11 protein-coding genes are annotated in these 13,992 nt (G+C 70.3%); 1 reads left to right on the top strand and 10 read right to left on the bottom strand.

The window, feature by feature from the left end; genetic code table 11:
• Positions 1 to 10: 10 nt before the first annotated feature.
• Complete coding sequence (locus QL987_RS02535; protein WP_290156124.1) at positions 11 to 2,488, bottom strand: UvrD-helicase domain-containing protein; 2,478 nt, start codon at positions 2,486 to 2,488, stop codon at positions 11 to 13.
• A 36-nt stretch (positions 2,489 to 2,524) separates the two neighbouring features.
• On the bottom strand, positions 2,525 to 3,547 hold the full coding sequence (locus QL987_RS02530; RefSeq protein ID WP_290156123.1) for a glycerophosphodiester phosphodiesterase family protein: 1,023 nt from the start codon (positions 3,545 to 3,547) through the stop codon (positions 2,525 to 2,527).
• 299 nt (positions 3,548 to 3,846) lie between these two features.
• Here QL987_RS02530 and QL987_RS02525 point away from each other — a divergent pair, with 299 nt between their 5' ends.
• Complete coding sequence (locus tag QL987_RS02525; protein ID WP_290156122.1) at positions 3,847 to 4,761, top strand: Bax inhibitor-1/YccA family protein; 915 nt, start codon at positions 3,847 to 3,849, stop codon at positions 4,759 to 4,761.
• Positions 4,762 to 5,535: 774 nt separating this feature from the next.
• Here QL987_RS02525 and guaA read toward each other — a convergent pair.
• The 8 genes from guaA to QL987_RS02485 all read right to left on the bottom strand — a co-directional run bounded on the left by guaA (position 5,536) and on the right by QL987_RS02485 (position 13,955).
• A complete protein-coding gene (gene guaA, locus QL987_RS02520; RefSeq protein WP_290156121.1) occupies positions 5,536 to 7,116 on the bottom strand; it encodes a glutamine-hydrolyzing GMP synthase in 1,581 nt (526 codons plus the stop codon).
• The gene (locus tag QL987_RS02515; RefSeq protein ID WP_111073886.1) at positions 7,113 to 7,559 is read right to left on the bottom strand and encodes a DUF3817 domain-containing protein; all 447 of its coding nucleotides are present in this window, start codon (positions 7,557 to 7,559) and stop codon (positions 7,113 to 7,115) included. Before QL987_RS02515 ends, guaA begins: the two co-directional genes overlap by 4 nt.
• 10 nt (positions 7,560 to 7,569) lie before the next feature.
• Complete coding sequence (locus tag QL987_RS02510) at positions 7,570 to 8,412, bottom strand: SURF1 family cytochrome oxidase biogenesis protein (RefSeq protein WP_111073887.1); 843 nt, start codon at positions 8,410 to 8,412, stop codon at positions 7,570 to 7,572.
• 5 nt (positions 8,413 to 8,417) lie between these two features.
• A complete protein-coding gene (locus tag QL987_RS02505; RefSeq protein ID WP_253465111.1) occupies positions 8,418 to 9,845 on the bottom strand; it encodes a cation:proton antiporter in 1,428 nt (475 codons plus the stop codon).
• Between the two features lie 3 nt (positions 9,846 to 9,848).
• Positions 9,849 to 10,379: a TrkA C-terminal domain-containing protein gene (locus tag QL987_RS02500; RefSeq protein ID WP_110903510.1), complete on the bottom strand. Its 531-nt coding sequence runs from the start codon at positions 10,377 to 10,379 to the stop codon at positions 9,849 to 9,851.
• A 222-nt stretch (positions 10,380 to 10,601) separates the two neighbouring features.
• Positions 10,602 to 12,473 (bottom strand): glycerol-3-phosphate dehydrogenase/oxidase, encoded by a 1,872-nt coding sequence (locus QL987_RS02495; RefSeq protein ID WP_290156120.1) that lies wholly within the window; start codon positions 12,471 to 12,473, stop codon positions 10,602 to 10,604.
• Between the two features lie 64 nt (positions 12,474 to 12,537).
• The gene (locus QL987_RS02490; protein ID WP_111073891.1) at positions 12,538 to 13,656 is read right to left on the bottom strand and encodes a GuaB3 family IMP dehydrogenase-related protein; all 1,119 of its coding nucleotides are present in this window, start codon (positions 13,654 to 13,656) and stop codon (positions 12,538 to 12,540) included.
• 68 nt (positions 13,657 to 13,724) lie between these two features.
• On the bottom strand, positions 13,725 to 13,955 hold the full coding sequence (locus QL987_RS02485) for a hypothetical protein (RefSeq protein WP_221850149.1): 231 nt from the start codon (positions 13,953 to 13,955) through the stop codon (positions 13,725 to 13,727).
• Positions 13,956 to 13,992 lie beyond the last annotated feature (37 nt).

Genomic DNA, 13,992 nt, shown 5'->3' with positions numbered 1-13,992 from the left:
GTGAGGACCCCTACAGCTTCTCGATCGGGGCGATCTTGATGAGGAGCTTCTTCCGCCCGGCGGTGTCGAACGCGATCTCGGCGATCCGCTTCGCGCCCTGGCCGGTCACCGCCGAGACGGTCCCCTGCCCGAAGTCGACGTGCGAGATCCGGTCGCCCGCGACGAGTTCCATGTCCCCGTTGTCGCGGACCTGCCCCGAGACACGGTTCGCCCACTCGGTCTTCGGACGGGTCTTCGCCGCCGCAGCAGCACGGTCGTAGGACCCGCCGCCCCAGCCGCCACCGCCGCGGTAGCCACCGCCACTGCTGCCGCCAGCGCCGCCGAACCCGCCGGCGCTGCCGCCGTCACGTCGGGCGTTGATCGCCCGGGGCTGCGTGCCACCGCGGCTGTTCGCCATGCCGGGCGACTGCTTCCACTCGATGAGGCCCTCGGGGATCTCCTGCAGGAAGCGCGACGGCATCGCCACGTTGACGTCACCGAACTGCGCCCGGGTCATCGCGAGCGACAGGAACAGGACCTTCTTGGCGCGGGTGATCCCGACGTAGAACAGGCGGCGCTCTTCCGAGGGGCCGCCCGGCTCGTTCGCCGACATCCGGTGCGGCAGCAGGTCCTCTTCGACACCGGTCAGGAACACGGCGTCGTACTCCAGGCCCTTCGCGGTGTGCAGGGTCATCAGGGACACCGTGCCGGACGAGTCGTCGAGCTCGTCGGCCGCGGCCACCAGCGAGACCTCGGTCAGGAAGTCGGACAGCGTGCCCTCGGGGTTGTTCTTCTGGAACTCCCGCGTCACGGCCACGAGTTCGTCGATGTTGTCCGCACGGGCGGCGTCCTGCGCGTCCGGCGACTTCCGGAGCTGTTCGAGCAGCCCGGACCCGTCGAGCAACTGGGTCAGCGTGTCGACCACGGGCTGGTCGGCGGCCTTGGCGGAGACGTCGTCGAGCAGCGCGGCGAACGAGGTGATCGCCGTCCGGACCTTGGGCCCGAAGCCGAGCTCGTCCGCGTGCCGCAGGGCTTCCCGCAGCGAGACCTCGTGGTCGTCGGCGTAGCGCTGCAGGCTGGTCTCGGTCACGGCGCCGATGCCGCGCTTCGGCACGTTCAGGATGCGCCGGAGCGACAGCGGGTCGGCCGGGTTCGCGACGGTGATCAGGTACGCCATGGCGTCCTTGATCTCGGCACGCTCGTAGAACTTCGTGCCGCCGAGCACCCGGTACGGGATCGCGGCGCGGATGAAGATCTCCTCCAGCGCACGGGTCTGGGAGTTCGTCCGGTAGAACACCGCCATGTCGCGGTAGTCCATGCCGTCCTCGTGCAGACGCTGGATCTCGTCCGCGACGAACTGGGCTTCGTCGTGGCCGGTGTACCCGGTGAAGCCGACGATCTTCTCGCCGGCACCGACGTCCGTGAACAGGCTCTTCGCCTGCCGGTCGAAGTTGTTCGCGATGACGGCGTTCGCGGCGTCGAGGATGTTCTGCGTCGAGCGGTAGTTCTGCTCGAGCAGGATGACCTTCGAGTTCGGGAAGTCCCGCTCGAACTCGACGATGTTGCGGATGTCCGCGCCACGGAAGGCGTAGATCGACTGGTCGGAGTCGCCGACGACGGTCAGGGACGCCGGGGCGATCGTGCCGTCGGTCTCGCGCATCCGGGCGACGTGCTGGCCGGAGTCCTCGAGCTTGTCGACCTGCTCGACCGGCACCGGGCGCGTGAGCTCGCGGATCAGGGAGTACTGCGCGTGGTTCGTGTCCTGGTACTCGTCGACCAGGATGTACCGGAATCGCCGCTGGTAGAGCGCCGCGACGTCCGGGAAGGCGCGGAACAGGAAGACCGTCTGACCGATGAGGTCGTCGAAGTCGAACGCGTTCGCCCGGCGCAGGTCGTTCGTGTACCGACGGAACACCTCGGTGAACATGACCTCTTGCGGGTCGCTCGCGTTGATGTTGCGTGCGTAGGTGTCGATGTCCTGCAGCTCGTTCTTGAGCTTCGAGATCTTCGACGCCGCCGCCCCGACGGTCAGCCCGAGGGTGTCCGCCTCGAGGTCCTTGATGATCCGCTTCAGCAGCGCCCGCGAGTCCGCCGAGTCGTAGATGGTGAACGACTGCGGGAACCCGAACCGTTCGGCTTCGCGCCGGAGGATCCGCACGCACGCCGAGTGGAACGTCGAGATCCACATGCCCTCGGCCGCCTGCCCGACGAGTGCCTGGACCCGCTCACGCATCTCGGCCGCGGCCTTGTTCGTGAACGTGATCGCCAGGATCTGCGACGGCCAGGCTTCGCGGTTCGCCAGGAGCAGCGCGATGCGGCGGGTGAGCACGCTCGTCTTGCCCGAGCCGGCACCGGCGACGATGAGCAGGGACTCGCCGCGGTACTCGACGGCTTCCTTCTGCTGGGGGTTCAGGCCCGCGGTGAATGGGTCCTGGTAGGCGCGGTCACCGGCACCCGTGCCGTCGGTGCGGCCGGGCGTGGGGTCGGAGGGGTCGAGCACGATCGTCATGTCCGAGACAGTCTAGGCGCGACCCCCGACGTCCGATCAGGCCCGGTCGGACCGTTCCGCGGCGAGCGATCGGGCCCGCACCGCGAGGTCGGCGTGGTCCGAAAACACCCCGTCGACGCCCGTGCGGAGGACCGAGGTGAACCACCGTTCCCAGTCACCGAGCGCCGCCAGCTCGCCGCCACGACGGAGCGCCGCGGGCAGGAACCGGTTCTCCGGCCGCAGCGTCCACGTGTAGACCGCCAGGCCGACCGCGTGCGCCCGGTCGACCACGTCACTCCGCACCGGACCGGGGTCGTCGACGGCGCGGGTGTCGACGCCGGCCATCAGGGTCGGCAGGTCGACGCTGATGCCGTGGAACTCGGTCGCGAGCCGCGCGAGCGCGGCGTCCGTCCGCTCGGCGGCGTAGGTCGTGGCGGCGGAACCGTCGGCGGCGACCTCGTCCGCGGCCGCACCACGGGCCTCCTGGAGGTACACCAGGCGACCACCGGTCCCGTGTTCGGCGACCTGGCGGAGGACGCCCTTCTCGAACGACTCGACCGTCAACCGGTCGTCGCCGCGCCACCCGGCCGTGCCGAGCACGTCGTCGAGCAGCGATGCCATCGGGAACCCCGCCGCCGCGAACGCACTGGCGTGCTTCACCTCGGCGACCAGGCCCACCGGTCGCGGGGCGGCGTCCAGGATCGCGAGCAGGTCCTCCAGGCGCAGGACCGTGTCCTCGCCGTCGTGCTGCCGGGAGGCGCGGCGCAGCTCCGGCAGGCGCTCACGGGTCCGCAGCGTGCGCACCTCGTCCCACGTGAAGTCCTCGGTGAACCAGCCGGTGAGCCGGTGCCCGTCGATCGTCTTCGTGGTGCGGCGGTCACGGAACTCCGGTCGGTCGGCGACGTCGGTCGTGCCGGAGACCTCGTTCTCGTGCCGGAGGACCAGGACCCCGTCCTTCGTCGGCACCAGATCCGGCTCGATGGCGTCCGCGCCGAGCTCGATCGCGAGCTCGTAGGCGCTGCGGGAGTGCTCGGGGCGGTACCCGGAGGCTCCGCGGTGGGCGATGACGAGCGGCTGCATGTCGGCGACGATACGGAGCGCGGGTGAACACGGTGTCCGCGCACCCCGGCGTCGTCGCGGACGTTCAGCGAGCGTGCGGAGTTCCCACGGTGGACCGACAGCGACCGTCAATAGGCTCGCGCGCAGGAGCACGGACATCGGTTCCGCTTCCCGCGGATCCCCAGCCATCGGACCCTGACGGCCCGTAGGCTGTGAGGACACGAAGGAACGGCACCGCCGCACTCCGTCACGAGCCCACGATCCGATGCCACCCGGGTACCGGATCCACGACTCCACACCAGAGGAAATCAGAGGACACCATGGCCTTCAAGCCCGGTTTCGACCAGTCCCCCGCCTTCAACGACGCGGGCCGGAACGCATGGGGCGCCGGCTCGAACGCACCGCAGGGCGCCTACCCGCAGCAGGGCTACCCGCAGCAGGGGTACCCGCAGGCCCCGTCCGGCCAGACCGGCTGGGGTCAGGCGCCGCAGCAGCCCGGCATGTCGCCGGACCAGCTCCGTGACATGTACGACCGCCCCTCGGCCGACAAGGTCGACACCGGCCGTATGTCGTACGAGGACACGATCGTCAAGACGCTCCTGGCGTTCGGCGTGCTCATCGTCGGTTCGGTCGCCGGTTGGAACCTGCCGCCGGTCGTCTGGATCGTCGGCGCGATCGTCGGGTTCGTCCTCGCCCTGGTGAACACCTTCAAGAAGAAGCCGTCGCCGGCACTCGTGCTGGCGTACGCCTTCTTCGAGGGCCTGTTCGTCGGTGGCATCTCGAACATGTACAACACGATGTGGGACGGCATCGTCACGCAGGCGGTGTTCGGCACCCTCGGTGTCTTCGCCGTCACGCTGCTGCTCTTCTCGTCCGGCAAGGTCCGTGCGACGCCGAAGCTGACCCGGTTCTTCCTGGTCGCGATGGTCGGCTACATGGCGTTCTCGCTCGTCAACATCGTGCTGATGCTCACCGGTGTGACCCAGAGCGCGTTCGGTCTGCTCGGCGTCACGCTGTTCGGCATCCCGCTGGGCGTCCTGATCGGCATCTTCGTGGTGCTGATGGCGGCGTACTCGCTGATCCTCGACTTCGACCAGATCAAGACCGGCGTCGAGCGTGGCGCCCCCCGCGTCTACGCGTGGACGGCGGCCTTCGGGCTCATCGTCACGCTGGTCTGGCTCTACCTCGAGATCCTGCGCATCCTGGCGATCCTCGCGAGCAGCTCCCGCAACTAGCGTTCCCACCCGAAGGGCCCCGGCTTCCGCCGGGGCCCTTCGTCGTGCGTGCCCGCCGGGTGCTGCGCGCCCCGAGCGGTGCGGCCCGGCCGGTGCGGCCCGAACGGTCACGACACCCCGCTCACCTCCGCCGAACGGTCACGAGCTGTCGCTCAACACCGGCCAGAACGACGACATGTGACCAGTCGGCGGAACGGGGCCGGGCGCGGCGGCCGGCCTCGCGCCAGCTCGACGCGGCCCTCCCGCGGGCCCCGACCGGTCACGACACCCCGCTCGCCTCCCCCGAGCGGTCACGAACTGTCGCTCAACACCGGCCAGAACGACGACGTGTGACCAGTCGGCGGAACGGGGCCGGGCGCGACAGACGGGCTCGACCCGCGCCTCCGGTCCGGCACGCCCACCCGCCGAGGTCACACGACCTGCCGCAGCCGCTTCGCCGAGGTCGCGCAACCGGCCGCCGGCCGGACGCCCGAGCGGCAGAACGTGCGACCTCGAGCGCACCAGCAGCATCCCCGGCACGCCCACCCTCCGAGGTCGCACGACGTGCCGCAGCCGTTTCGCCGGGGTCGCACGAACTGCCGTCAGCGAGCCGGCCCGGCGGCAGAAAGTGCGACCTCGGCAGACGGGCTGGGCGGGCGGCGGCAGAAAGTGCGACCTCGGCGGGCGGGCGCGGGCTCAGACGGGCGACGGGCGGGAGGCCCGGGGCCGGCCCCGCAGGACGAGCGAGGGCCCGGCACGCAGTCGCGTACCGGGCCCTCGGGCGTCAGAGGAGGATCACTCCCACTCGATCGTCCCCGGCGGCTTCGACGTGACGTCGAGCACGACCCGGTTGACGTCGCGCACCTCGTTCGTGATGCGGTTCGAGATCTTCGCGAGCACGTCGTACGGCAGGCGCGTCCAGTCCGCGGTCATGGCGTCCTCGGAGGACACCGGTCGGAGCACGATCGGGTGGCCGTAGGTGCGACCGTCGCCCTGGACCCCGACCGAACGGACGTCGGCGAGCAGGACGACCGGGCACTGCCAGATCTCGTCGTCGAGGCCGGCTGCGGTGAGCTCGGCGCGGGCGATGGCGTCGGCGGCACGCAGGATCTCGAGGCGCTCGGCGGTGACCTCACCGACGATGCGGATGCCGAGGCCCGGGCCGGGGAACGGCTGGCGTCCGACGATGACCTCGGGCAGCCCGAGCTCGCGACCGACCGCACGGACCTCGTCCTTGAACAGGGTGCGCAGCGGCTCGACGAGTTCGAACGTCATGTCGTCGGGCAGTCCGCCGACGTTGTGGTGCGACTTGATGTTCGCGGTGCCCGACCCGCCGCCGGACTCGACGACGTCCGGGTACAGGGTGCCCTGCACGAGGAACTTCACCTCGGCGTCACCGTCCGAGGCGCGGGCTTCGAGGACGAGCGCTTCCGCCGCCGACTCGAACGTGCGGATGAACTCGCGCCCGATGATCTTGCGCTTCTGCTCGGGGTCGCTGACACCGGCGAGGGCGTCGAGGAACTGCTCGCGGGCGTCGACCGTGACCAGGCGCACACCGGTCGAGGCGACGTAGTCCTCTTCGACCTGCTTGCGCTCGTCGGCGCGGAGGAGCCCGTGGTCGACGAAGACGCAGGTGAGCTGGTCACCGACTGCCTTGTGCACGAGGGCTGCGGCGACGGCGGAGTCGACACCACCGGAGAGCCCGGCGATGACGCGGGAGGAACCGATCTGTGCGCGGATGCGCTCGACCTGCTCCTCGATCACGTTCGCGGAGTTCCAGTCACCCGGCAGCCCGGCGGCACGGTGCAGGAAGTTCTCGAGCACGGCCTGGCCGAACGCCGAGTGCTTGACCTCGGGGTGCCACTGCACGCCGTACAGCTTGCGCTCGTCGGAGGCGAAGGCCGCGACCGGGGTCGACTCGCTCGACGCCAGGACCTCGAAGCCCTCGGGAGCCTTCGACACGGCGTCGCCGTGCGACATCCACGTGGTCTGCGCTGCCGGCTGGCCGCCGAGCAGGACGCTGTCGGTGCCGCTGACGGTGACCGCGGTGGCGCCGTACTCGCGGAGGCCGGTGTTCGCGACCTCACCACCGAGCGACTTCGCCATGGCCTGGAAGCCGTAGCAGATGCCGAGCACCGGGACGCCGAGGTCCAGGATCTCGCCGTCCAGGGACGGTGCGCCGTCCTCGTAGACGGAGGACGGGCCTCCCGACAGGACGATCGCCGCCGGGTTCTTCTCTCGGATCTCCGCCGCGGTGACCGAGTGGGGGACGATCTCGCTGTAGACGTTTGCCTCGCGGACACGTCGTGCGATCAACTGCGCGTACTGCGCGCCGAAGTCGACGACGAGGACGGGACGCTGTTCGGTCTCGCTCACCGAGCGCTCTCCTTCTCCCGCGACTGCTGCGCGGTCAGCTCGTGGTAGGTGGTCAGTGCGGTCTGCTGCATGCGGTGCTCGACCACGAAGGACATGAACGGGATCACTCCGCCGAGGGCGATGAGCAGGAAGCGCGACGGCCGCCAGCGCATGATGCTCCAGAGGCGGAAGTCCGCGAACAGGTAGACGACGTACAGCCACCCGTGCGCGATGAGGATCGCGATCGACAGGTTGAACGTGCCGGGTGCTTCGCCCGCGGTTCCGTTCGGGACGAAGAACGCGCCACCGCCGAGCTGCATCTCGCGCTGGATCGGGGTGTACTTGATGACGACCTCGACGACCAGGGCGAGCAGGAGCACGCCGGTGACGTACGCGGAGATGCGGTAGAACCGCACGGCCCCCGGGATCTTGGGGATGTCGCGGGTCCGGACGGTCAGAGCCATGTGGTCGATCCTACCGGCGACCCGGCTCGGCCCGGGCGTCGTCCGTCGGGACCACGGGCTCGTCCACAGGCTCGGCGTCGTCGTCCACAGGATCGGCGCCAGCTGCCTCGGCGGCCTCGCGCGCCTCGTCCTGTTCGCGCTCCCATGCGTCCTTGACGAAGCGGTACCAGAGGAAGACGGCGAACCCGGCGAACACGACCCACTCGACGGCGTAGAACAGGTTCAGCCAGTCGAACTGGACCTCCCGCGTGGGGGCCCGGTCGGCGATGGTGCCGAGGTCGGCGGCGTCCGCGGTCGTCCGGTCGGCGACGACGTACCCGCCGTACATCCGGTCGTCGAACGCCTTCCACGTGTTCACGAACCGGGCCGGGGCGACGGCCGAGTACTCGTGCTGCTCGAACGTGTCCTGGTCGGGCGACTCCGCCGGGTAGTACCGGCCGCGGATGGTCATCGACGCGTCGTCGACCAGGCGGTCACCACCGGCGACCGCGGCGGAACGCTGGTCGGACCAGCCGATCACGACCGGGAGGCTCGCCCCCGTCGCGTCGTCGACCAGGTGCCCGACGGTCTGGTACTTCCCACCCCCGCTGCGGCCGGTGAGGACCGTCGTGTCACCGGCGACGAAGCGTCCGGAGACCGTGATCTTCTGCCCGGCCAGGGTGGACCCGACCGGCTTCTCCGGCGTGGTGACGTCGTCGAGGGTCTTCCGCGTCTCGGTCGAGGCCGGCAGCGGCTTGCCGTTCTCGATGCTGCGCTCGAGCTGCCACTTGCCGAGTGCGGCGAACACGCCTGCCAGCAGGATCGCCAGCAGCAGCAGGGCGATCCACTTCGGTCGTCGGGCAACGGCCCACATCTGAATCAGTACTCCGGATCACGTACGCGGGCCGGGCGCTCGGGACGCTCGGCGGGGACCTCGATCGACGACGTGCTCGCGCTCACGGGTTCCGGGATGGCCGGGTCCTCGCGCGACGGCGTCGTCTCCGGTGCACCATTGTCGCGCTCTTCCCTGCCCGCAGCCTCCACGAGGGCGATCTCCTCGGCGAACTTCGCGTCCCGCTCGGCCTTGCGCGCCGCGGCGGCCTGTGCGGCGGCGAGTTCCCGGCCGCGGAGCTTGCGCACCCGGCCCGGACGGAGCACGAGCTTGCCGATGCGGTCGGAGTTCACGGCGAGCAGGGGACCCAACACGGCCATCACCAGGACGTAGAGGCCCGCGAACGCGGTGATCCGTGCCTCCAGTCCGGCGGCCGCCGACAGGGTCGCGAGGATCAGCGCGAACTCGCCCCGGTTCACCAGGATCACGGCGGTGTTGATGCCCTGCTGGACGCTGAACCCGTTCATCCGGGCCACGAGCTGTCCGGCGACGGCGTTGAGCACGACGGTCATGCCGATCGCGCCGGCGACCGGCCAGAGGACCTCGCCGAAGGTCGAGACGTCGAGGCCGAGCCCGAAGTTGACGAAGAAGAACGCCGCGAAGACGTCTCGCATCGGCAGGGCCAGCTGCTCGATGCGGTCCCGGTAGCGGGTGGCACCGCAGAGCAGACCGATGACGAACGCGCCGATCGCGTCGGTCACGCCGAGCAGGTCGCCGATGCCGCCGAACATCACCGCGAGGCCGAAGAACAGGATCGTGAAGAGCTCGTCGTCGCGGGTCGCGAAGATCTTCGAGACCTGCTTGCCGCCCCAGCGCGCCAGGCTGAACATGACGATGAGGAACCCGAACGCCAGCCCGAGTTTGCCGATCACGGCCCACAGGTTCGTGTCGCCGGAGAGCACGACGGAGACGATCGCCAGGTACACGGCGATGAAGACGTCCTCGATCACGGTGACGCCGAGGATCATCGGGGTCTCGTCGTTGGCCAGGCGCCGGAGCTCGATGAGCAGCTTCGTCACGATCGCGCTCGACGACGTCGCCGTCATGCCCGCGATGATCAGGGCTTCGCGCGTTCCCCAGCCGAGCGAGAACCCGAAGGCGAACCCGACGCCCATGTTGATCGCGACGTAGGTGCCCCCGGAGACCAGGAGCTTGCCGGCGTTGCCGTAGAACTCCTCCTGGTCGAACTCCAACCCGAGGTTGAACAGCAGCAGGATGAGGCCGAACGTCGCGATCAGCTCGATCGTGTGCGACTCGACGCTCAGGCCGATCCACGGGGTGTGCGGGCTCGCGATGAGCCCGACCACCATGTAGACCGGGATCGCCGGCAGACCGATGGTCTTGCCGAGCCGACCGAGGACGTAGGCGATGAGGAACAGGCCGCCGATGGTCAGCAGCTCACCACCCAGGTGCATGCCCTAGCTCCGGGGCGGCGCCTCGGCAGCGGCCGCTGCCAACTGACCGCTGCGGTAGAAGGAGAACGCCTTCGCGACCTTCTCCGGCGCACCCGCGACGACGATCGTGTCCCCGGGGAACACGACGAAGTCCGAGGAGGGAGCCGGGTTGGCGCTGTCGCCACGGACCACTGCGACGACGGTCAGGCCGATGAAGCCGGAGTCGTGCAGGTCGCCGAGGGGCTTGCCCGCGATGGCGTCGTCGTAGTCGACGCTGAACCAGTCGATGGAGAGCCCGGGGATCTCGTCGAGCTTGTCGAGGCCCTCGGTGATCCGGGTGCCGCCGAGGAGTTCGGCGAGGGTGTGCGCTTCGTCTTCACTGAGGCGGAGCGAGACCTTCTCGGACTTGTCCGCGCCGTCGGCGACGTCCGCGAACGAGATGAGGTCGGAGTGACCCGACCGGTGCGTGATGACACCACACTTGCCACCGTCGTCGGTGTAGAAGCTGTGCAGCACGCCGACGCCGGGGAGTTTGACGCGATGGACGTCGACCATGATGGCTCCCTTTCCCAGGACTCCCATGCTAACCACCGGGAGGGCCGCGCCATTCCGTTCTCCACAGGTCATCCGGCCGGTGGACGGCTCGCGAAACGCAACTCCGGCGGCATGACGCCACACGATCGAATTGCGTTCCGCCGTCCGGGTTGCGTTCTGCGGGAGGGGGACGGACGGGAGGCGCGTGGCGGGGGTGCGACGGGCCTCCCGTCCGCAGCGGGGTCAGCTGGGCTCGGTCGTCTTCTCGCCGACGACCTGCTCGTCGTCCGCCGTGGCGCCCTCGGCGCCGCTCGAGCGGCCACCGCCGACGACGACGTCGTCCTCCTCGAACCCGAACGCGATGTCGGGCGCTTCGAGCCGGACCCGGTCAGCCGACTCGTCGTCGGGCTGCATCTGCGACTCCCGCTCGGCCGCGACGCGCTTCAGGTAGTTCGCGACCTCGTTCTCGGTCGTCTCCTGGTCCCAGCCGAGCACGCCCGCCATCAGCCGGGCGGCGACGGGCGCTGCCGACTCCCCGCGGTCCCACGCCTCGATCGAGATGCGGGTGCGGCGGGCCAGGACGTCCTCCAGGTGCAGGGCGCCCTCGTGCGAGGCCGCGTACACGACCTCGGCGCCGATGTAGTCGTCGGCCCCGGGCAGTGCGTCGGCCAGCGAGGGGTCGTCCTCGACGAGCTGCAGGACCTCGGTGGCGAGGGTGCCGTAGCGGTTGAGCAGGTGCTCGATGCGGACCTTGTGCACGCCCGACGACTTCGCCGTCCGGCCGCGCTTGTTCCACGCGGCGGGGTAGCCCTCGGCGCCGAGCAGCGGGATGTCCTGCGTCGTCGACTCCGGGATCTTGCCGTCCATCGCCGCGACCGCCTCGTCGATGGCGTCCTTGCCCATCACGCGGTAGGTGGTCCACTTGCCGCCGGCGACGACGACGAGTCCGGGTGCGGTGTGCGCGACGACGTGCTCGCGGCTGAGCTTCGAGGTCGCCTCGGACTCCCCCGCCAGCAGCGGCCGGAGTCCGGCGTAGACACCCTCGACGTCCTCGCGGGTCAGCGGCACGGCGAGCACCTTGTTGACGTGCTCGAGGATGTAGTCGATGTCCGCCGCGGTCGCCGCCGGGTGCGCCTTGTCGAGGTACCAGTCGGTGTCGGTCGTGCCGATCAGCCAGTGCCGACCCCACGGGATCACGAACAGGACGCTCTTCTCGGTGCGGAGGATCATGCCCGAGTTCGACTGGAAGCGGTCGCGCGGGACGACGAGGTGCACGCCCTTCGACGCGCGGACCTTGAACTGCCCACGCGTGCCGACCATCGCCTGGGTGTCGTCCGTCCAGACCCCCGTCGCGTTGACGACCTGCTTCGCGCGGATGTCGAAGTGCTCGCCGGTCTGGATGTCGTGCGCGTGCGCCCCGACGACCCGCTCCCCGACCTTGATGAAGCCCTCGATCCGGATCCGGGAGGCCGCGTGCGCGCCGTACGAGGCGGCGGTGCGGACGAGCGAGGCGACGTAGCGCGCGTCGTCGACCTGGGCGTCGTAGTAGGTCATCCCGCCGACGAACGCGTCCTTCTTCAGCGACGGCATCGAGCGGAGCACCTGGGTGCGGGTGAGGTGGCGGTGGTGCGGCACACCGGGCGGTCGACCGCCGGACCAGCTGAACACGTCGTACATCGCCATGCCGATGCCGATGTAGAACCGCTCCCAGACCCGGTGGTTGAGCGGGTAGAGGAAGCGCACGGGCTTCACCAGGTGCGGGGCGATGCGCTGGAGCAGCAGACCGCGTTCGATGAGGGCCTCGCGGACGAGGGTGAAGTTGAGCTGCTCGAGGTAGCGGATGCCGCCGTGGACGAGCTTCGACGACCGGCTGGACGTGCCCGATCCCCAGTCGCGGGCCTCCACGATGCCGACCGACAGGCCGCGCGTGACGGCGTCGAGTGCGGCACCACCACCGACGATGCCGCCACCGACCACCAGGACGTCGAGCTCGGTGGACTTCAGGGTCTCGATCGCCGCGGCGCGTTCATCGGGACCGAGCTTCGTGGCGGGGTCGAACCCCGCCGTGGTCGATGCTCCGCGGGGTGCCTTCTGGCCTGTGACCGTGGTTGTCATGCTCGCCTCCGTCGCCGATCGGCACCGGAGCGACACCCGCAGGACCTCCGCGGGCGCACCGCCGTCAGCGGTGGTACGGCGCCACGACCACTTCTACTCGCTGGAACTCCTTGACGTCGGAGTATCCGGTGGTCGCCATCGATCGACGCAGGGCACCGACGAGGTTGGCGCGGCCGTCCCACGACGGGGTCGGACCGAACAGGATGCTCTCGAGCGATCCGATGGTGCCGACCTCGACCCGACGGCCGCGGGGCAGCTCGGGGTGGTGCGCCTCGGCACCCCAGTGGAAGCCGCCGCCGGGCGCTTCCTGCGCACGGGCCAGGGCGGTGCCGAGCATGACCGCGTCGGCACCCATCGCGATCGCCTTGACGACGTCGCCGGCGGTGTCCAGGCCGCCGTCCGCGATGACGTGCACGTACCGGCCGCCGGACTCGTCCATGTAGTCGCGGCGGGCACCGGCGACGTCCGCGACGGCGGTCGCCATCGGGGCGTGGATGCCGAGCGCCGCACGGGTCGTCGAGGCCGCGCCGCCGCCGAAGCCGACGAGCACGCCCGCGGCACCGGTGCGCATGAGGTGCAGCGCCGCCGTGTAGGTGGAGGCACCGCCGACGATCACGGGGACGTCGAGCTCGTAGATGAACTTCTTGAGGTTGAGGGGCGCCTGGTTCTGCGACACGTGCTCGGCGCTGACCGTGGTGCCGCGGATGACGAACAGGTCGACCCCGGCGTCGACGACGGTCTGCGAGAACTCGGCGGTGCGCTGCGGGCTGAGCGAGCCGGCGACCGGCACACCGGCGGCGCGGATCTCGGCCAGGCGGCGGGTGATCAGCTCGGCCTTGACCGGCTCGGCGTAGATCTCCTGCATGCGCTTCGTGACGTTGCCGTCGGTCAGCGTGCGGATCTCGGCCAGGTAGGGCTCCGGGTCCTCGTAGCGGGTCCAGAGGCCTTCGAGGTCCAGGACCCCGAGGACGCCGAGACGGCCCATCTCGATGACGGTCGCGGGCGAGGCGACGGAGTCCATCGGCGCCGACAGGATCGGCGACTCGAAGGTGAACGCGTCGATCGACCACTGGACGCTGACGTCACGCGGGTCACGCGTCCGCCTGGAGGGGACCACCGCGATGTCGTCGAACGCGTACGCCCGACGTCCGCGCTTGCCTGCACCGATCTCGACTTCGCTCACCCGGCAACCCTACCGGGCGGGCTGTGCGGGTGGCACGGCCGGACGGTCCGTGCGTGCGGCGGAGCGGCTCAGCGCGGGCCGCGACCCCGGGGCGTCCGCGGGCCACGGGTCGTCCGCGGACCACGGGTCGTCCGGGTCCGGCGCAGCACCCGGAGCGTCAGCCCCAGCAGCAGTGCCAGCACCACGAGCACGACGAGCAGCGCGGCCGCGACCTTCACGAGCAGGGCCGCACCGATGAAGAGGACGACGAACACCACCCACACCAGGGCGTCCATCGCGCGGTCCGCGAAGCGTTGCACGCTGGAACGGTACCCGACCGGCGGGGGTGGGGCGGGC

This window comes from Curtobacterium sp. APC 4022, from assembly GCF_030407555.1.
Classification (GTDB): Bacteria; Actinomycetota; Actinomycetes; order Actinomycetales; family Microbacteriaceae; genus Curtobacterium.
The sequence above is the reverse complement of the archived record's forward strand: the minus strand, read 5'-3'. Positions and strand labels throughout refer to the sequence as shown.

What these genes read in the sequence shown, in the direction of transcription:
- QL987_RS02535 (WP_290156124.1), bottom strand. Translation starts at nt 2,488, where the DNA reads ATGACGATCGTGCTCGACCCCTCCGACCCCACGCCCGGCCGCACCGAC.
- QL987_RS02530 (WP_290156123.1), bottom strand. Translation starts at nt 3,547, where the DNA reads ATGCAGCCGCTCGTCATCGCCCACCGCGGAGCCTCCGGGTACCGCCCC.
- QL987_RS02525 (WP_290156122.1), top strand. Translation starts at nt 3,847, where the DNA reads ATGGCCTTCAAGCCCGGTTTCGACCAGTCCCCCGCCTTCAACGACGCG.
- QL987_RS02515 (WP_111073886.1), bottom strand. Translation starts at nt 7,559, where the DNA reads ATGGCTCTGACCGTCCGGACCCGCGACATCCCCAAGATCCCGGGGGCC.
- QL987_RS02510 (WP_111073887.1), bottom strand. Translation starts at nt 8,412, where the DNA reads ATGTGGGCCGTTGCCCGACGACCGAAGTGGATCGCCCTGCTGCTGCTG.
- QL987_RS02505 (WP_253465111.1), bottom strand. Translation starts at nt 9,845, where the DNA reads ATGCACCTGGGTGGTGAGCTGCTGACCATCGGCGGCCTGTTCCTCATC.
- QL987_RS02500 (WP_110903510.1), bottom strand. Translation starts at nt 10,379, where the DNA reads ATGGTCGACGTCCATCGCGTCAAACTCCCCGGCGTCGGCGTGCTGCAC.
- QL987_RS02495 (WP_290156120.1), bottom strand. Translation starts at nt 12,473, where the DNA reads ATGACAACCACGGTCACAGGCCAGAAGGCACCCCGCGGAGCATCGACC.